The organism is Streptomyces sp. NPDC001920 (genome assembly GCF_053594495.1).
The window spans coordinates 120,734-138,367 of record NZ_JBSFEP010000020.1 but is presented as its reverse complement, the minus strand read 5'-3'; the positions used below and the strand labels follow the sequence as shown (position 1 = coordinate 138,367).

At 70.2% G+C, this 17,634-nt stretch carries 17 protein-coding genes; 9 read left to right on the top strand and 8 right to left on the bottom strand.

What is annotated here, in order from left to right; genetic code table 11:
- The first annotated feature begins 17 nt into the window (after window positions 1–17).
- Window positions 18–929: a helix-turn-helix domain-containing protein gene (locus tag ACWCPI_RS30290; protein WP_451041151.1), complete on the top strand. Its 912-nt coding sequence runs from the start codon at window positions 18–20 to the stop codon at window positions 927–929.
- Window positions 930–1,493: 564 nt separating this feature from the next.
- A complete protein-coding gene (locus tag ACWCPI_RS30285; RefSeq protein ID WP_451041150.1) occupies window positions 1,494–2,303 on the top strand; it encodes a DUF4397 domain-containing protein in 810 nt (269 codons plus the stop codon).
- Between the two features lie 105 nt (window positions 2,304–2,408).
- Here ACWCPI_RS30285 and ACWCPI_RS30280 read toward each other — a convergent pair whose 3' ends face one another.
- The 4 genes from ACWCPI_RS30280 to ACWCPI_RS30265 form a co-directional block, all read right to left on the bottom strand.
- Window positions 2,409–3,302 carry an alpha/beta hydrolase gene (locus tag ACWCPI_RS30280; protein ID WP_451041149.1) on the bottom strand — a complete coding sequence of 298 codons (894 nt, stop codon included), beginning with the start codon at window positions 3,300–3,302 and terminating at the stop codon, window positions 2,409–2,411.
- Window positions 3,303–3,536: 234 nt separating this feature from the next.
- A complete protein-coding gene (locus tag ACWCPI_RS30275; protein WP_451041148.1) occupies window positions 3,537–3,902 on the bottom strand; it encodes a hypothetical protein in 366 nt (121 codons plus the stop codon).
- Window positions 3,903–3,944: 42 nt separating this feature from the next.
- Entirely contained in the window at window positions 3,945–4,373 is a 429-nt protein-coding gene (locus ACWCPI_RS30270) for an ATP-binding protein (RefSeq protein ID WP_451041147.1), read from the bottom strand.
- 219 nt (window positions 4,374–4,592) lie between these two features.
- Window positions 4,593–6,602 (bottom strand): protein-arginine deiminase domain-containing protein, encoded by a 2,010-nt coding sequence (locus ACWCPI_RS30265; RefSeq protein WP_451041146.1) that lies wholly within the window; start codon window positions 6,600–6,602, stop codon window positions 4,593–4,595.
- 171 nt (window positions 6,603–6,773) lie between these two features.
- On the opposite strand from ACWCPI_RS30265, the gene ACWCPI_RS30260 reads away from it, so the two are divergent.
- Window positions 6,774–7,343: a DUF6328 family protein gene (locus tag ACWCPI_RS30260; protein ID WP_451041145.1), complete on the top strand. Its 570-nt coding sequence runs from the start codon at window positions 6,774–6,776 to the stop codon at window positions 7,341–7,343.
- Window positions 7,344–7,457: 114 nt separating this feature from the next.
- Here the strand turns inward: ACWCPI_RS30260 and ACWCPI_RS30255 are convergent, their stop codons facing one another.
- A complete protein-coding gene (locus tag ACWCPI_RS30255) occupies window positions 7,458–8,408 on the bottom strand; it encodes a serine hydrolase (RefSeq protein ID WP_451041144.1) in 951 nt (316 codons plus the stop codon).
- 426 nt (window positions 8,409–8,834) lie between these two features.
- Here ACWCPI_RS30255 and ACWCPI_RS30250 point away from each other — a divergent pair, with 426 nt between their 5' ends.
- Window positions 8,835–9,086, top strand: a complete 252-nt coding sequence (locus tag ACWCPI_RS30250) for a hypothetical protein (RefSeq protein WP_451041143.1) — start codon at window positions 8,835–8,837, stop codon at window positions 9,084–9,086.
- 162 nt (window positions 9,087–9,248) lie between these two features.
- Here ACWCPI_RS30250 and ACWCPI_RS30245 read toward each other — a convergent pair whose 3' ends face one another.
- A complete protein-coding gene (locus tag ACWCPI_RS30245; RefSeq protein ID WP_451041142.1) occupies window positions 9,249–9,674 on the bottom strand; it encodes a VOC family protein in 426 nt (141 codons plus the stop codon).
- 781 nt (window positions 9,675–10,455) lie between these two features.
- On the opposite strand from ACWCPI_RS30245, the gene ACWCPI_RS30240 reads away from it, so the two are divergent.
- The gene (locus ACWCPI_RS30240; RefSeq protein ID WP_451041141.1) at window positions 10,456–10,647 is read left to right on the top strand and encodes a hypothetical protein; all 192 of its coding nucleotides are present in this window, start codon (window positions 10,456–10,458) and stop codon (window positions 10,645–10,647) included.
- 183 nt (window positions 10,648–10,830) lie between these two features.
- On the opposite strand, the gene ACWCPI_RS30235 is transcribed toward ACWCPI_RS30240, so the two are convergent.
- The gene (locus ACWCPI_RS30235) at window positions 10,831–11,601 is read right to left on the bottom strand and encodes a hypothetical protein (RefSeq protein WP_451041140.1); all 771 of its coding nucleotides are present in this window, start codon (window positions 11,599–11,601) and stop codon (window positions 10,831–10,833) included.
- Between the two features lie 269 nt (window positions 11,602–11,870).
- Here ACWCPI_RS30235 and ACWCPI_RS30230 point away from each other — a divergent pair, with 269 nt between their 5' ends.
- Both ACWCPI_RS30230 and ACWCPI_RS30225 read left to right on the top strand, forming a co-directional pair.
- A complete protein-coding gene (locus ACWCPI_RS30230) occupies window positions 11,871–12,539 on the top strand; it encodes a DUF4232 domain-containing protein (RefSeq protein WP_451041139.1) in 669 nt (222 codons plus the stop codon).
- A gap of 353 nt (window positions 12,540–12,892) precedes the next feature.
- Entirely contained in the window at window positions 12,893–13,267 is a 375-nt protein-coding gene (locus tag ACWCPI_RS30225) for a hypothetical protein (RefSeq protein WP_451041138.1), read from the top strand.
- A gap of 71 nt (window positions 13,268–13,338) precedes the next feature.
- Here ACWCPI_RS30225 and ACWCPI_RS30220 read toward each other — a convergent pair whose 3' ends face one another.
- Window positions 13,339–14,013 (bottom strand): esterase/lipase family protein, encoded by a 675-nt coding sequence (locus ACWCPI_RS30220; RefSeq protein ID WP_451041137.1) that lies wholly within the window; start codon window positions 14,011–14,013, stop codon window positions 13,339–13,341.
- 671 nt (window positions 14,014–14,684) lie between these two features.
- Between ACWCPI_RS30220 and ACWCPI_RS30215 the strand changes: the two genes are divergently transcribed.
- Both ACWCPI_RS30215 and ACWCPI_RS30210 read left to right on the top strand, forming a co-directional pair.
- Entirely contained in the window at window positions 14,685–15,929 is a 1,245-nt protein-coding gene (locus ACWCPI_RS30215; RefSeq protein ID WP_451041136.1) for a choice-of-anchor Q domain-containing protein, read from the top strand.
- 32 nt (window positions 15,930–15,961) lie between these two features.
- Window positions 15,962–17,629: a carboxylesterase/lipase family protein gene (locus tag ACWCPI_RS30210; protein WP_451041135.1), complete on the top strand. Its 1,668-nt coding sequence runs from the start codon at window positions 15,962–15,964 to the stop codon at window positions 17,627–17,629.
- The last annotated feature ends 5 nt before the right edge of the window (window positions 17,630–17,634 follow it).

Here is a 17,634-nt window from a genome sequence, read left to right as displayed (position 1 = left end):
GACTGGACCGTGGGGGCATGGACGCCTACGTACCGTGCCGTATCAGTGGGGGAGAAGGCTGGGAAGTGGCCTGGAGGCCGCCTGACGCCCGGCTGCGGCCCGGGGTGCTGAGCTACCGCGGGTATCACATGCGGCTGGGGCGGCCGCGGAGCCGTCTGGAGCTGCCGACCGGGACCGTCACGCTCCTCTTCAGCTTCGAGGGACGCCTGCTTCTCACCGAACTGTCCCGCGGTGGCGGCGCCGCCACCGCGGCGGCGTCCTCGGTGGCCACCGGGTACTCCTCCCTGGTCTCGGCGGTGCGGCCATGGGCGACGATCGGCCATCATGACGGCCACCTCAGCGGCATCGAGGTCGTGCTCGAGCCGTGGGCGGCCTTCAACCTCCTCGGCGTCGCCATGCACGAATGGGCTGAGCAGGTCGTCGACCCGCGCCTGCTCACCGGCGAGCGCATGACCGCGGCGAACGACGCGCTCGCCGCGATGCGGTGCTGGGAGGAGCGCTTCGCGTTCTTGGACGAGACGCTCATCCGGTGGGGGGCCGGTGGGCCGGCGTGCTCGGCCCGGGTGATCTGGGCATGGCGGGAGCTGTGCCGCACGTCCGGTGACGTCCCGATCCGTCGTCTCGCCGAGCGCACCGGGTGGAGTTGGCGGCAGTTCGAGCACCGGTTCCGCGAGCAGATCGGTGCGACGGCCAAGACATCGGCACGGATCATGCGCCTGCGTCGGGCTCTCAAAATGCTTGAGGCCGGTCGGGACATGCCGCGGACCGCCATGGCTTGCGGCTTCTCCGACCAGTCCCACCTGACGCGGGAGATCCGCGCCATGACGGGCCTCACCGGTCCGCAACTGACCGCCGCACGGGGAAAGAGCCGTGAAGGGCCGCCCGCCGCGGACCGGGTGAGTGGTCAGGTGAGCAGTGTGCTGGTCTGACGGCACACCTGATGGGGGGAGGGGCATGGGGGGAGGCAGGCGAAACCGGCCAGAGGACGCCGCCCGCGTATTTCTTCAAGACGGTGCGAGGGCGGGGTGAGGAGGATGGCGGTGCTCTGCAGGCGTATACAGAAGGGGACTGCTGTCTGCGGTGAGACCGGACATTCGGCACATGAGTCGGGGGGCGCGCCGAGTCGCGTCGCCCCCGGTGAGCGAGTCGGTCCACATCAGCCGGCGAGTCGGCACTCGCCGACCCGATGCGTACGGGAGGGACGCCGGACAGTGGATGACGAACGCCGGACCACGGGTGGGCAGACGCCGCCCGCCCGACGAGGCCGGGACGAGGTCACCGGGCAGCTCCTGCCGCACGGCCTCCTCCACGGTGCGCGACCGCCGCCCGCATCGTTCACAGATCGAAATGGCGAACCCCGTGCGCCCCACACACGCGCCGGCCTCGCCCGCGCATGCCGGCCTCGCGAAAAAGCCTGCATCCTTTCTCGCGACACCCGAGGAAGACCATGTGAACTCACTCGCCGGAGTGAGCGGTTCGAAGGGACAACAGTCATGAACTCTCGGCTTCCCCTGGTCGCCACGGCTTCCCTCGGCGTGTTCGCGCTCGCACTGAGCGGCGCCGGCGCCGCGGCCGCTGCCGACGACGACCAGGCCATGGTCTCCGTCTTCCACGCCGTCCCCGGCCTCACGGTCGACGTGTACGCCAACGGTGACGAACTGCTTCCCGATTTCAAGCCGGGCACGCTGACCGAGCCCCAGGCCCTGCCCGCCGGCTCCTACGACCTCAAGGTCTTCGAAGCGGGAGCGGATCCGAAGGGCGAGCCCGCCATCCAGAAGACGGTCGAGGTCCCCGCGGGGAGCAACGCGACCGTCGTGGCCCACCTGAACGCCGACGGCCGGCCGCAGCTGGACGCCTTCGTGAACGACACCGCGAAGGTGGCGGCCGGCAAGGCCCGGCTCACCGTTCGTCATGTCGCGGCCGCGCCGGCCGTCGATGTCAGGGCGGGCGGCCAGCCGGTGTTCACGGGGCTGGAGAACCCCAAGGAGGACACCACCGACGTGAACGCCGGCGCTCTCTCGGCGGACGTCGTGCTGGCCGGCACCGAGGAGGTGGTCATCGGGCCCGCCGACCTCGAACTCGCCGAAGGGAGCAGCAACATCGTCTACGCCTGGGGCAGCGCCGAGGACAAGAACCTCGCCCTGAAGGTGCAGACGCTGACCGGTGACTCGGCGCCCTCGGGCGCGAGCGCCGGAACGACCAACAACAGCGACACCTGGACGGTCTACACAGCAGGAGGCGGCCTTCTCGCCCTCACCGGCGCGCTCACCGCTCGCCGCGCGATGGCCCGCAGCCGTGTCTGACACCGGGCCGGCCCCGCGGTTCCGGAGACCGCACAGCGGTGACAGCGCCGCTGGCGGCCTCCGGAACCGCTGGGCCGGTACTCGTGTCACCGCTGCCGGCCGGTGTCAGGGACTGAGTGCGGTGCGCAGCGTGGTGGCCATCAGGTGGATGGCTTCCTTGGCCTGCGCCACCGGGCCGGTGTGGGTGAAGTAGTGGTCGACGCCCTCGAAGACACGGTGGGTGACCGGTACGCCTGCGGCATCCAGTGCCTTGGCGTAGGCATCGCCCTCGTCACGCAGGCGGTCGTTCTCCGCGGTGATGACCAGGGCGGGCGGCAGTCCGGCGAGGTCGTCGGCGAGCGCGGGCGAGACGAGGGGATCCGCGCGGTCGGCCAGGTCCGGGACGTAGGCAGCGGTGAAAATCCGCATGAGCTGTGGGGTGAGCAGCGGCTTGGCGATGAGGGACTGCTTGGTGGCCGGGTCGGCGAGCTGGTCCAGCGGCGCCGAGTCGATGATCTGGAGCCGGGGCGCGAAGGTGCCGCGGTCCCGGGCCAGGCGACAGACCGCCGCGGTCAGGTTGGCCCCGGCGCTGTGTCCGCCCACGGCGAGTCGCGCACCGTCCCAGCCGCCCGCCGGGCCGTTCGCAGCGGCCCATGCCGTGACGTCGTAGGCCTGGGTGACCGGCACGGGGAAGTGCCGTTGCGGGGCGACGGCATAGTCGACGTTGATCACCACGCAGCCGGCCGTGGCGGCCATGTAGCGGCAGATGTGGTCGTCCTGTTCCGGGCGGGCGACCACGAAGCCTCCACCGTGGAAGTTGACGTACACGGGAGCGGGGGTTCCGCTCGGGGCCGGCGGGTGGAAGACGGTGCAGGTCACGGGTCCCGCGCCGGTCTCCACGCGGAGGGCTTCGGTGCGCGTCGGGATGTCGGTGAAGCGCAGGTCCTTGTGTACGCGGGACATCATGCGGCCGAGCAGGAGCTGGACCCCTCTGGCCCGGAGGGCAGGACTGAACGGCATGACTGAACCCCGATCGCTGCAACATTAAAGTATCAGGATTCCTGATGATGCCTGCTCCTCTCGCCCAGCGCAATGAGGAGGACATGAGTCATCGCCGCATGAGGGGAGATCCGCTCCAGGGGCGCGGCGGCAGTGGGCACCGGTCGGCGTCAAGAACAGGTCAGGTCCACTCAGGGGGCCGCAGCGCCACCGTGGGAGCTGCGCGTCGGTACGCGCCCACGGTCGAAGCCGGCGTCATCGCTGCGCTCGGGCGCGCCCTTGCGTGCGATGGTCGTAGTACGCCCACGCGGTCACCGCCACCACGGCGGTGAGCCCGACCGCCAGGACTCGTGTGACGCCACTGGTCGACCAGGCGACGAGACCGGTGAGCCCCCCTCCGCCCAGCATGATCACGCGGCTGACGAAGCGGTTTTCCGGCGGCTGGGGATCCTCCTGGTCCTTGAGGTCGTGCAGCGCGTCATGGGCCGGACGTGCCGAACCGCGCCGGGCGCGCGTCCGGTAGGCCAGCGCGTAGCTCAACAGTGCGTACAGCGCGAGACTGCCCAGGGCCCAGAGCCAGACGTACGGGTCTTCATCGCTCGCCGCTCGTGCCAGGTACACGGCCATTCTCCTCCAGGAACGTGCTGCACCGGTGGGCGGGAGTCAACTGCTGCTGGAATCAGGCCGGTCGGTGTCGGCATCTGCGGGACGAAAGCACGCCGTGACCGTCTTCCCGTGCCGCTGGCACCGGACCCCCCACTCATCGGCGAGCTTTTGCACGATGCCCACTCCGCGGCCGGAGACCGCCCCCGGCTCGGGTTCGCGCCGGCGCGGCAGCGTCGGGTCCTCGTCGTGGACGCTCACGCGCAGGCAGTCGCCGTCCCAGGTGAGGACGAGATAGGCGTCGCTGTGCGCGTGGATGTGCGCATTGGTGATCAGCTCGGACACCGCCAGCACGATGGAGTCCACCGTGTTCGGCTCGGAAGCGGCCCATGGCAGGGACTCCACCCGCGCTCGTGTCCACTGCCGTCCCGCGCGCACTCCCTGGGACATGGGGAACGAGTGCGCCCACCCCATCGCCTTCACCGTCACAGCCCCGACCACCTCTTCTGCATCCGCACACGAACCGGTGCACGCTCCGAGTACCCGGGGCCGGCCTCAACAGACATGCACACGACGGACTTCGCGCTCGTGACCGCCGCGGACGTGTGTCTCGACGACGACGAACCGCGTCCCCCGGCCCGCGCCGAGGCTTCGGGTGACACGGTCCGGCATGCCCCGGGCGGACACGCCGTCCGGGGCATGTCGCGGCTACGGCGCCGTCGGTACCGCTTGCCGCCACCAAGCGGCGGAGGCGTCACGCAGGGTGTTGGTGCCGCAGTGCACCTCCCCCATACCGAGGTGGTACGTGTACCAGTCGTCGATGTACGACACCTTCAGCCCCGCCCGCGCATAGGCCGCTGTGACGGCCTGGGTGAAGATGTCCTTGCCGCCGATGACAGGTCCCCACTGGCGCGGAGCGAGGTAACGGTCGCGGCCGAGGAGGATGCCGTTGACCGCGCCGGGCACGTACGCACTCGTCGCGACGCTCGCCCGCGCGCCCGCGGCGGGAGTGTTCGCCTGCCCGGCCACCCACCGCTGTTGGCCGTTCTCCTTCAGCGCCTCCGGCACAGGCGCGGTGCCACCCATGCGTGTCAGCCGCGGGACAGGGACGTTCTGCCCATCGTGTGTGCGGGCCATGGAGCCGCGTGTGTAGAGGGCCGGCACCCGTACGATCTCGTCGTCTCCGACGCCGGTCTCACGCTTGAGGAGCTGAAGGTTGGCCGCGATCCGCTCGGCTGCCAGGGTGTTGTCGGCCACCAGGTGCCGGGAGGCGAGGGCCTGGTCGATGGTCTCCTCAAGCGGCGGGGAGCCTCCAAGGCCCGGCACGGAGAACATCCTGGTGCTGCCATGGCCCGCACGTTGGGCATCGCGCAGCAGCCGCAGCCCGGCTTCGGGGTCGGCCACGCCGATCCGCCAGCCGCGCGGGGTGTCGGCAGGCAGGAACTGCACGAACTCATCGACATGCCCGACCTCCAGCCAAGAGGTGTCCAGCAGGAGCGGGTCCTGCAGTCCCTGGGACTTCAGCAGCGTACGCATCGCCGGCGAGGGCCGCTGCCCGGTGTCCTTGCGCCACCCCATGATGATCCGCCCGGCAGGAAACGAACGGTCGCCCAAGGCGTAGGGCGGGATGGTCTCCAGGTTCCCCATGGAGTTCAGCGACCAGTCCGCCGGAGCCGACCGGTCGAAGGCCTGCACGACCCCGATGTCGCGTCCTCGCACCTTCTCGAACAGCTCCCGGCCGGCCTCACGGCCCGGCTGCGCGGAGCGCAGCATCACCCGCATCACATGCCGGCGCCCGCCCGCTGCGGTCATGCTCACATAGGCCGGCTCGACGAAGTCCTGCGCCCAGGAATCCCCGTACTTGTCGAACGTGATCAGCGGCCGGGTGATGCCGGCCTTCTCCGCCTCGCGCTTCAGGTCGGTGACGAACTTGCCCTGCAGACCGCTCCAGTCCTGATCACGGTTCAGTTTGGTCACCATCACCTGCTGGGCCTGCTGCACGTGATGATGGGTCAGAAGCGGTGCCACGCGCAGGGTGACCGCGTCGGACGTGGTCTGCCCGCCCCACGTCACGGTCAGGCGGACGACCGCTCTGCCGTCCCATGTACGGGTGTCCCGGATCACGTCGGTGGCCTCGACCCCGAGCTCCACGCCCGAGCGCAACTCAGCGGCCGACAACCTCGTCCGCGGGGTGACCATGACCCAGTTGCCTGCCCGCTTGAGGTAGACACGGGTGGACGCGGCTCCCGTCGTGACGTTGACGCTGCCCTTGGCGCCCGAGGGCAGATCCCGCATCGGTACCGACCGGACCCGGGCGAGATCGGTGGCGTCGGCAGCACCGTTGACCCGCGAGTCGGAGGCATCGTTGCACGCGGCCAGCTTCGCGTCCGACAGGGGTCTGCCGCCGGGCCCGGTCACCGGGCAACGCCTGCTGTCATCGTCGACGTTGGGCAGGAAGACCGCTCCGCGGCCCACCACCCACCTGTCCTCACCTACCGCGTCCGTGCCTCCGGCGACGTCGACCCGCCCGTCGCGGTTGACATCGGCGCGCAGATCAGCCCGAGCCGCCGGTCCCGCAGCCCAGGCCGGTGAGGGCGGCACGGCAAGGACCGTTCCGACCGCGGCCAGAACCAAGACCACGGGTCCGGCCGGATTCGTACGTATACGTCGATATGAGCGCACAGCGCGTTCCTCCTCGCATTGGGGGGTGTGCACCATGCAAGAGATGAAGAAGCGGCTGTACGTTCACTGCACCGACACGAAGAGAAACGGGCCGAGGGGTATGCCGGCCGCAACTCTCCCCTCCTCCCCTCTGCTTGTCCCCTCTGCCTGCGTGTGCATTGAAGACACGCGAGCGGGCAAACGGTTCCTCTGACATGGGGAGGATGCATGACCATCACGGAGCGGCCCGCCGAGTCGGAAGGCATGAACACCGCTTGCTGCGCGCGGCACGACAGCCGGGGTGACAAGCCCGGCGCCGAGGCACCCGAGACGGCCCGGGAACGGGTCAATCGACGCTGGAACGAGATTCTGCAGGAGACACGGGTCACCCAGACGGGCGTGCAGATCCTCTTCGGGTTTCTGCTCAGCGTGGCCTTCACCCCTTTGTTCAGGGAGTTGGAAACGCTGGACCGCGCCATCTACGTCACCACCGTGGTCCTCGGCGCGGCGGCCACCGGATCGCTCATAGCGCCCGTCTCCATTCACCGCTTCCTGTCCGGTCAACGTATGAAGGACGAGGTGGTGGAAGCCGCCGGCCGCTTGATGATGTGCGGCATGGTCCTCCTCGCCCTGACCATCGGCTGCACGCTCCTGCTGATCCTGCGTTTCGTCGTTCCCGGTGTCCTCGCCGAAGTACTCGTCGGCGGGGTCATGCTGTGGTTCGGCCTGTGCTGGTACGTGCTGCCGCTGCACCTGCGACGCCGTGCCGACCAGCGCGCCCGCACGCGCCGGACCTAGAACACCGGCGTACGTGGCCGTGAGGTCACTCAGGCACCGGCGATGCCCGCGAGTACGTCGAGGGACTGCGGCGGCCGGGGCGGGACCGGACGGCGTATCAGCAACTGGTGTCGCTCACATCGGCCAAGGGCGGGCATGAGCGCTGGCTGCGCCGATCGCCGCTCTGGCCGCCCGCTCGACCAGCGAGATCCCGCTCTGCATCGACACGTTGCCGTCGCTGAGGACGGACACCAGATGCCGGCGCCCGTGCACCGTGACCTGACCGATGCTGTTGATGACCCACAAGCCGGTTGTGGTCCGTTGCAGCCAGCCGTTCTTGAGTGCCCATCGGGAGCCTGGCGAGCCGGCCGCGGAGACCCCCCAGTCCTGCTCCTCCTCCACCGAGCCCATCAAGCTCTTGATGTAGGCGCGGGAGGCATGGTTCAAGCCCTCGGGCGAACGGGGGGAGGCGGACGCGCCTCGGCCGAAGACGGCGCGCAGCAGGCGGACCTGGTCCGTTGCGGTGGTCTGGGTGAGCCCCCAGCGCATGCCGTGCCCGCCTCGCGTCGAGGAAAGACCCAGCCGCTCGTTGGCCGCGTCGAGGCCCTCCGCCTCACCGATCGCCTGCCACAGGGCGTGCGTCGCGCCGTTGTCGCTGCTCCGGATCATCGCCTCGGCCATCCGGCGCTGCTCGGTCGACGGCGTGTGGCCCTCGTCCTGCGCCTGGAGCAGCAGCGTCGCGAGGATGCCCACCTTGATGATGCTCGCCGTGTCGAACGTCGTCTTCTGCCCGTAGGACGCGATCACCCGGTCGGCGCTGTCCAGATCCAGCACTGCCACGGCAAGCCGCGTGTGACGGCCCGGGCGGACGGGCTTGAGTGCGCGCGCGAGGGTATCCCTCAGGTTCTCGCGTGGCGCCGGCGGCCCCGGAGCAACTGCAGCCGGACGTACGGACGGTGACTGCGCGGTCTGGGTGATGGCGGTGGGCGAACAGGCGGCGAGCGATGCCAGGACTGTGGTTGCGGTGCAGATCTTCAGGGCGTGCGCGCGGAGGTCGTACGTCCGGTGGGGCTGTCCTTCGGGCATGGCGGGCAGGCCGCGGCCTTTCCGTGGAGAGGAAACGGAGAACAGTCCGAAAATATGGGAACTCTTCGTGATTCGTAGCGCTCATCCTGAGCAGCGGCGTGTCGCGTGGCGACGAGAGAGTCACGTCACGTGACCGACGGCTCAGGCGACCGGACGGCCGGCCGCGTCGCCGTCGAGGGCGGTCTCATCCCGTGGGACACCATCGGAACCAGAAGTCGACCTCGTCGGCCCGTCCGCAGTTGGTGATCACGGATGCAGAGGATGCCGGGGCCTCCGGCGAGGAAACCGAGGACATACGGCCACCCGGGGGAGGCAACATACCCCGAGCCGTGCACGCGGCGAGCCGAACGGAGCAACCCGGCAGGCAACCGGCGTGCGGCCTCGGTGTGATGGAGGTATCCCAACCGCTCCGCAGTAAGGCACCTCATGCGCACACGGAACCTCACCGCCACGGCTCTGCTCACCGGTCTCCTCGCCCTGACAGGCGCGGCCGTCGCCCACGCCACCGACCTGGCTCCCACCGGCAGCTCCAGCGGCAACAACCGCTCGTGCAACGCCGAAGAGGACTCGCTTCTCCACGGAGTGGTGGCTCGTCTCACGGCCCACACGGACGCGGCTGACCGGTGCGACGCCAACCAGTATCCGTCCAGCCAGGTGTTCGGCGAGCTCACGTCCTGAGGCCGTCGCCGGCGGGCGCTCGACGTCGGCGAAGCAGGGCCTGCCCAGACATGACTCCCCAGTTGTCTCGCGACCCGGCCCTGGGCCGTGGCGAGGGGGCTGGGGAGTCACCGGCGTGGAACACCCCGTGGGGCGGAACACCCGACGCCGCTCGGCGGCCTGCTAAGGCCGGACGTACGGGCGAGTCATGATCTCCATGTTGTGGCCGTCGGGATCGTCGAAGTACGCGCCGCGACCGCCGAAGAGGCGGTTGATCCGGCCGGGCTCGGTGTGGCTCGGGTCTGCGTAATACGGGACCCCGACCGTTTCCAGGCGGGCGATCATGGTGTCGAACTGATCGTCGGGCACGAGGAAGGCGTAGTGCTGCGGCTGGACCGGCTCGTCGCGCTTCTCGTAGTAGTCGAGTGTCACGCCGTTACCCAGATCGACGGGCAAGAACGGCCCGAAGGGGGCGCCGACCTTCAGCCCCAGGATCGCGGCGATGAACTCGGCCGACAGCTGACGGTCCGCGGCGTAGACGGCGATGTGGTTCAGCTGCACGGTGGTCGACGATTCGAGTTCAGGCCGGTGCTGCTCATCACGTGGCATGGGGGATGTGTCTCCGAGTCTTGGATCCGTTGTGGAGCGCCGCGTCACGGGCGCAGGGAGAGAAGACTGGGAGAGGGGGCGGGGCTCTTGCCCGCCCCGTGCTCACGCCGAGGCCGGGTGCCTCACTCGTGTATGGCCCATGGCCGACCCGGCAGTCACCTGAGTGACCTTAGTACTTCCATGCGAATCACCACAACGCCGACCACCGTCGTCCGCGAACAGCCTGAGTCCCATCTGACGGGGCATCGGAGGGCGACCGGGCACCAGGCCCAGGGGCCGCGGCCCGGTCCCGGTGCCGACCTGAACGTCGACGTCGGCGACAGCGACCATGGCGCAGATCCTCTCCTGAGCCGAGGCGGTGGGTGCCGCGGTCAGCGTCAGCAGAGCCGCCACGAGGGTGGCGGCGTCCATCGGGGCGTTGATACGGCGGCATCGACGAGGGCTGTTGGGGGGCGAGCGGCGGGGCGCTGTCCGCCCTCGCACCGGTCGACCCCGGTGTGTTCACGGAGGAGAAGGCCGCGGCCGTCCGCACCGCTCTCGGCGTGTGACGCCGCTCCAGCCCGGGTGTCGCGCATCCCGCGCGTCTTCGTCCGCGTCACCGCAGCGCCCCAGGCGTCACTGGTAAGGAGCCGAGGCCGCACGGTTGAACCCCCCACGGCCCGGCGGCTGCACCGGCCCCAACGGGGTTGCCGTCGTACGAAGGGACCAAGCAGAATCGCGCACCGTCCCGCATGGCACGGACGATGAACATGATCGACCGGGCCATGCGGAGGGTGACAGGATGCTGCTGCGAGATCTCTCCGGCCGCGGCCACCGAGCCGTCGCGGCGGCCCTCGGCTGCGCTCCGTCCGCCGTCACGCTCACCGGGTGCGGCGACAACCAGGACACCGGCCCCTCGCCTACGCCGACGACGAGCAGCCAGCCTGCCGACGTACAGCTCACTCCCCGTCTGGCCAAGGCACAGCGGTATTGACGTGCGAGAGTCGCAGGCGTCGAGCTGGGGCGGCATCACCGGCTCACGGCAGCCCGGTCGCAGCCCTCGTCACGGCCGACGACACGGCAAGCGTCGCGGCGCCGCGCCATGCGCCCGTTCCCAGCGGAGCACGGAAGATCCCGAGCAGGGCCCAGGTCGGCGCGGCAGCGCTCAGGCAGCCGTTCAGTCCACTTCGCCGGTCTCACGAAGAAGGTCGAGGTCCGCCTCCGGAGCCCTCAGAGGGCCGGCCGTGCGCGTGACCGGCACACACGCTTCCCCCTCGTCGTCCAGCAGCTTCTCCAGGTCCGTGACACGGAGGTAGCAGTCACCGTCGACTCCCCAGTCACGTCCCCATGAGTTGCGCAGCCGCACCACGGGGATCGTGCCGTTGTGGCCGTTCAGGCGCGCCTTCAGCGAGACACCGCGCACCAGGATCGCATGGCCACCAGAGCCACCCTCGGACACCTCCAGCAGTCCGTTCGGAGCCGGCTCCATCATCGAGTCGTACCACTTGACCCCGATCACGACGGGACCGAAGTAGCCCAGCGTGCGCAGCACGTCGTCGACACCGAACGCCCAGCGGTACTCCTCCATGTATCCACGGGCGGCGACGGCCTTGGCGCCCGCCAGCACCGACGTGCCGTCGTAGTCCTCCCCAGGCCACTCATCGAGCCGTTGCGCCTCCCGGTACACCTTGCGGGCGAAGCCGTCGTCCACACCGGGGACCTGCACAGGGGTGGCGATGAGCTCATGCGACCAGGCGAAGCCGACGCAAGCGCCCTCGCGGCCCTGGTCGAGCCAGCCGGGACAGGCCCACCCGGCCGAGCGCAGCGGCGCTCGCTCGGCGACCAACGCACGGATCGGGTACTCCCTGCTGCGCTCGTCGAACTGCGGGACCCGGTCAAGACGCGGATCGATGGTCGTGTTGCCGTTCTTCAGACGCAGGGCTCCCATGCCGCTCCTCACATCGATGGGCTGGGCACCAGTCGACATGAGCCCGCATCGCAGTGCAGCCGGAAATGCAGGTCCGTACGCGATCGGGGGACGTGCGGGAGGTGCGTTCCGACGGCCCGGCCCGCCGCGTCCAGGTGTCGCCTTGGCCTCGTTGCTGTCGCAGTGTCACAGGCGTGTTCGGAAACAGCTCCCACTCGGTGTGAACAGGCCGAAGCATGGCTGACATGCGACATGATCACCGGAACATTCCGACTCCCGGGGGACTTCTCATGGCTTACGCGACTCGTTCGGTGCGTACCACCGCCGTACTGGCCACTCTCTCACTCGGCATCCTGGCCTTGACGGCATGCAACGGCGAAGCCGACAAGGGCACAGCCGCTCCCAGCACAGCCGCGGAAGCGTCCTCAGCGGGTACGGACAAGAGCTCCGCCACCCCTGCGACGGCAACCCCAGGCAGCAGCGGCAGCGCGGGCTCCTCCGGCAGCGGGGCCGGCACCCCGCCGTCGTCCGAGCCCGGCCTCGACGACGACCAGGACGGAGGCGTGGGCATGTGTGAGACGACCGACTTGACCTTCACGGTCACCGTCGCGTCCAAGCCCGTCAACCACGCCTTGCTGACCGCGGTGAACAAGGGCGGTGACCCCTGCCTGCTGCCGGCGAACGAGTTGGTGATCACGATCCCGGGGCTCGACGGCGCCGCCGAGCACATGGGTCCCGACGGCAAGGACTGGCTCCTCAAGGCCGGCGAGAAGGCGTACGCCGGGATCATGTTCTCGCGCGCCGACACCGCGGGCGGCAAGAGCGCCGACAAGGTGGAGATTGCGCTCACCGCCGCCGAGAGCCCCACGACGGTGCCGATCAACGGTGGCCCCGTGACGGTCAACGACGGTCAGGTCACCAGCTTCTTCGGCAGCGCCGAGGACGCACTCACGTACTGACAGAACCTGCGCACCGGGTTTCCGGCGCCAGGTCGACACGGCGGACGACGCGCCGGGCGGCCGGGTCCGCGACCACGGACCCGGCCGCCCGCCCGGTCTCCTTGCCGTCCCGCGGCTCCCGCGGCCGGGCACGTCTATGACGACGCCGGGTGACACGGTGGCGGCACAGGTATCGCCATCGCGGTGGCTCGGCGCTCACGACGGCGGTTCCTCGTGCCAACCCGAGTCCGGCCGACCGCCGACGGCTCCGGCGCCGTGATCACGCAAGCCGTCCGGAGATCATTTCAGTTGCCGACCCCCCTTCCCACGACGATCCTGGGCTACGAGCACATAAGGGGGACAAGGTGGGACTGATGCTCTTCCCAGGGGATGACGACGTGGCGAGCCCGGACATCTCCTGGTCCTACACCGGCTTCAGCATGTTCAGGACGTGGTTGGCCCGGACCGAGGGGTTCACGCTCGCCGAAATGGACGGCTTCGGCGGGGACCGCCAGTGGAGCAGCGTCTCCACTGCGCTGGCGCCGCTGCTCGACCATCCCGACGATGACGGCCCCCGCCTCACCCCTGCTCAGTGCGCGGAGATGTTGCCCCGGCTGGAAGCGATCGCCGGGCAACGCCGGCCTGACGACGGCGACCCCGTCCTGCGACGGCGCATCGAGGACGTCAGCCAGTTGATCACCGTCCTGCGGTTCTGCGTGGACGAGGACGTGGAGCTCGTCTTCGGCTGACGACTCGAGTGCGGAGCGACCGGAGGGGACGGCCCATGGCTACGCACCGGTCTTCTGTGGTTGACGGGAAGTCAGCCATTGATCATGTCCCTGGTCTGGGCGTAGACCACAGCGTCGAGGAACAGGTCCGTGTGGCTGAGGCAGGCGGTCCTGGTGTTCGCCGCGCCGGACAGGGAGACGGAGCTGTCGGGGTTGATCACCGTGTCGCAGGGCGACCACCAGGTGGCGTAGCGGGGTGAACCGGGCGTCTCGTCGCCGGAGTTGAGGGCGGTGAGAAAGCTGGAGCCGATGCGCATCTCGGTGCAGGAGGCGTCGAAGCAGCTGTTGGCGCTGTCCGTCCCGTGGTTCGGGCCGCCCAACGACACCCAGGCGTCGACTTCGGAGGTCCCTGCGAGGTTCTTCAGGTAGTGACGCGAGGAGAGCCCGCCCATGGAGTGGCTGACGATGTCGACCTTGGTGGCACCGGTGGCCGCGAGCAGTCGGTCGACCTCGGCCGCCAGTTGCTGCGCTGTCGTGATGTTGGACTGGCGCCAGTCGTAGGACCACTGGTCCAGGTGGGAGGAGGGCCAGCCGTCGGCTCTGAACCGGTTGGCCATGACGTTCCAGTTGCTTCCGTCACCGGTGTAGCCGTGCACGAAAAGGATGGGGTTGCCGGCGGAGGTGAAGGTGGAGCTGCTGGACGCCTGGGCGGGGCCTGGGGCCTGTACGGCGAGAAGGGCGCCGGCCATGGTCGTGGCAGCGGTCATGAGGAACTTCTTCACAGGGGACTCTCAAGGTGGGGTTCGGGGAGGCGCTCGACGGCGCGTTCTGAGCGGGGCCGCGTGGCGCACTCCCGGGTCACGGGAGGTGCCTGCGGGCATACGGGGGTGTGCCGAAGGGACCGGTTCGCCACGGCCGCACGGGGAGGACACCGGGTGTCGTTGAGGGTGGCGTGAGCGTACTGACCAGTAGGTACGAGTGGTCAAGAGGTGTGCGCCGAGTTTTTGGCCCGGCCGCCCGCACGCCGCCGTCATGGCGCGGGCTCGACTGTGCCGCGGCGGCTTCCACCTGACTGCGGCGCCGTCCCTATCCGGTCATTGTCCTGTCGGCCGGTGGACACGGAACTCCTTGAATGGAACGCTCCCTACAGAGCGCGGACGGTGCCCATGGCCGACGGCGGCGACCCCGTCGTACGGGCGCCGCTCACATGCCGCACTCCCCCTGCATCGGCCCACCTCGCCGCTCCAGCACCGCAGCGGAACGCGCCCGGCCATGTTTCCGCGCGGGCCGCACCTCGCATCAGCGGGAAGTCCTCGTGGCTGCGAGCGCTCCGCGACTCTCTCCCCCGCTCTCACCTCAGCCGATGCGTCCTGCCTTCGTTCCTGCCTTCGCTCGTGGTTCTGTCCTTCGTTCCCTGCTCGCCGAGAGGAGTTACCGCATGAACATCCGAACCAGGCCGGCGGCACTGACCCTCGTCCTCGCCACGGCCGCGGTCCTGACCGCCCCCACCGCCAGAGCCGACGCGCCCACGGCCGACGGACCGACAGGGTTCACCGTGGACACCACGGCCGACGCCGTCGACGCCGACCCGTCGGACGGCCTGTGCCGCACCGCGTCGGGTGGCTGCAGCCTGCGCGCCGCGGTGATGGCCGCCAACTCCCGCCCCGGCAGCACCATTACGCTGCCTCCGGGCCGCTACCGCCTGACCATCCCGCCGGATCCCCGTCTGATCGTCGGAGACAACCCCGACCCGACCACCGGCGACCTGAACATCGACGCGCCCACCACGATCCGCGGCTCCGGCGCCCGGGCCACCGTCATCGACGCCAACCACCTGGACCGCGTCTTTCGCATGCGGGCGGACACGGGACTGTCGGATCTGACGATCACCGGAGGCGTGGCCAAGCAGCGCGAACTGCCCATCACCGACACCGGGGGCGGCGGCATCGCCAACGGACACCGTATGGCGCTGCGACGGGTCGCCGTGACCGGGAACTCCGCGGGCTACGGCGGGGGCATCTTCAACACGCCCGGCTCACACCTGGATCTGATCGACAGCACCGTCAGCGGGAACGCCGCTGGGGAGGCCGGAGGCATCAGGTTCGACGACACCGGCACCGTGACCAACTCGACCATCGTCGGCAACCGCGTGACGAACCCGGGCGACCGGCCCGGCAGCCTCGCCGGGTACGGCGGCGGGATCGACATCCGCGGGCTCGGAGTCGTGGAGATCCTCAACTCCACCATTCACGGGAACACTTCGAGCGACGGCGGAGGCGGTATCAACATCGCCCCCGCCTACCTCGACAGCCTGCCCTCCCCCATCCCCGACATCGTGGATCTGCCCCTGGGGCGGCTCACGCTGCGCAACTCCGTCGTGGCCGGCAACACCGTCGGCGGCGAGGCCGCCGACTGCAAGAGGGCCTTCGCCACCATCGCGTCGAAGGGCCACAACCTCGACGGCGACGGGAGTTGCCGACTCACCGCCCCGGGCGACCTGCCCAGCCGTCCCTCGCTGATCGGCCCCCTCGCCGACAACGGCGGCCCCACGGACACCGCCGCTCTGCTGCCGGGAAGCCCCGCCCTCGACGCGGCCGCCGACTGCCCGGCCACCGACCAGCGCGGTGTCGCCCGCCCCCAGGGTGCCGCCTGCGACATCGGCGCCTATGAGCACACGCCATGACCACGCCGCTCACACCGGCATCAGGAGATGCGATGAGATCACCGAGTCCACGCAACACCCTGGCCCCCGCCTTGACCGTGCTTCTGGCTCTGCTGTTGTCCTCCTTCCTCTCTCCCCCGCCCACGGCCCGCGCCGACACCACTCACGCCTCCTTGACCGTGCGCACCGACCACGGCTGGGTACGAGGTGCGCTCCACCACGCCGGCGGCCGGGTCTTCCAGGGCATCCCCTTCGCCGCCCCGCCGACGGGCGAGCTGCGGTGGCGTCCCCCGCGCCCCGGCGAGCGCTGGACCGGTGTACGGGACGCCACCGCTGCGGCCGCTCCCTGCGCCCAACTCCCGCTGACGCTGCTCCCCGACGGCGGCCCCGTCCTGCCCGGCGAGTCCAACCGCACCGGCAGCACGGCCGAGGACTGCCTGTACCTCAACGTGTGGACTCCGGCCCGCACCGGCGGCCGGCCCCTGCCGGTGCTGGTGTGGCTGCACGGCGGGGGCAACGCCTTCGGCGCGGGCAGCGATTACGACGGTTCGGCGCTGGCCGCGCGCGGACTGGTCGTGGTGACCGTCAACTACCGCCTGGGGGCACTGGGGTTCCTCGCCCACCCCGCACTGTCGCAGGAGAGCGGGGACCGCGCCTCAGGCGACTACGGCTTGATGGATCAGCAGGCCGCGCTGCGCTGGGTCCGGCACAACATCGGCGCCTTCGGTGGCGACCCCGACCGGGTGACCCTCGGCGGCCAGTCCGCCGGGGCGGTGGACACCTGCGCCCACATCGCCTCCCCGACCGCCGCGAACCTGTTCCAGCGGGCTGTGCAGCAAAGCGGGAGCTGCGCCTCGCAAGGCGGTCCGACACCGCTCACGCTGAGCGCGGCCGAGCAGAGGGGACGCGACTTCGCCGCCTCGGTCGGCTGCGCGGAGCCGGCCACCGCGGCGGGGTGTCTGCGCGCCCTGCCCACCACCGAACTCCTTCGCGGCGCCGGGACCGGCACCGGCTCACTGTGGCTCCCGAACACCGGGCCGCGCATCCTGCCGCGCCCTCCGCACCAGGCGTGGGCCGAGGGCCGGGTGAACGCGGTACCGACCCTGAACGGCACCACCCACGACGAGTACCGGTACTTCACCGCGCTGTACGTGGACCTGCTCGGGGGCGGCCCCCTCACCGCCGCCTCGTACGCCACTTCCGTCGGGCTCCAGTACGGCGGCCGCGCACCGGCCGTCCTGGCCACGTATCCCGCGTCGGCGTACCCGTCCCCCAACCTGGCGTACTCGGCCGTCAACACCGACCAACGGTTCGCCTGCCCGGCACGGGCCGACAGCCGGCTGTACAGCACCCGGGCACCCGTCTACGCCTACGAATTCCACGACGCTCAGGCACCGCCGTTCATCCCGGCGCCGCACACGCCGCAGGGCGCGTTCCACGCCTCAGAACTCGCCTATCTCTTTCCCCTGGACTCCCTGCGCCTGACGCCCGCCCAACAGCGGCTGTCCGCCACGATGACGGCCTACTGGGCCCGGTTCGCGGCCACCGGCGACCCCCATGCGCCCGGCCTGCCCGCCTGGCCCCGTCACACGACGGAAGCGGAAGGGGACCGGGTGCAGGTGCTGGCTCCGGACCGGGTCGCACCCACCACAGGATTCGCGACCGACCACCACTGCGGGTTCTGGCTCCCCTCCCCCGCTTCCCGGGGCGCCGGGCGATGACACCG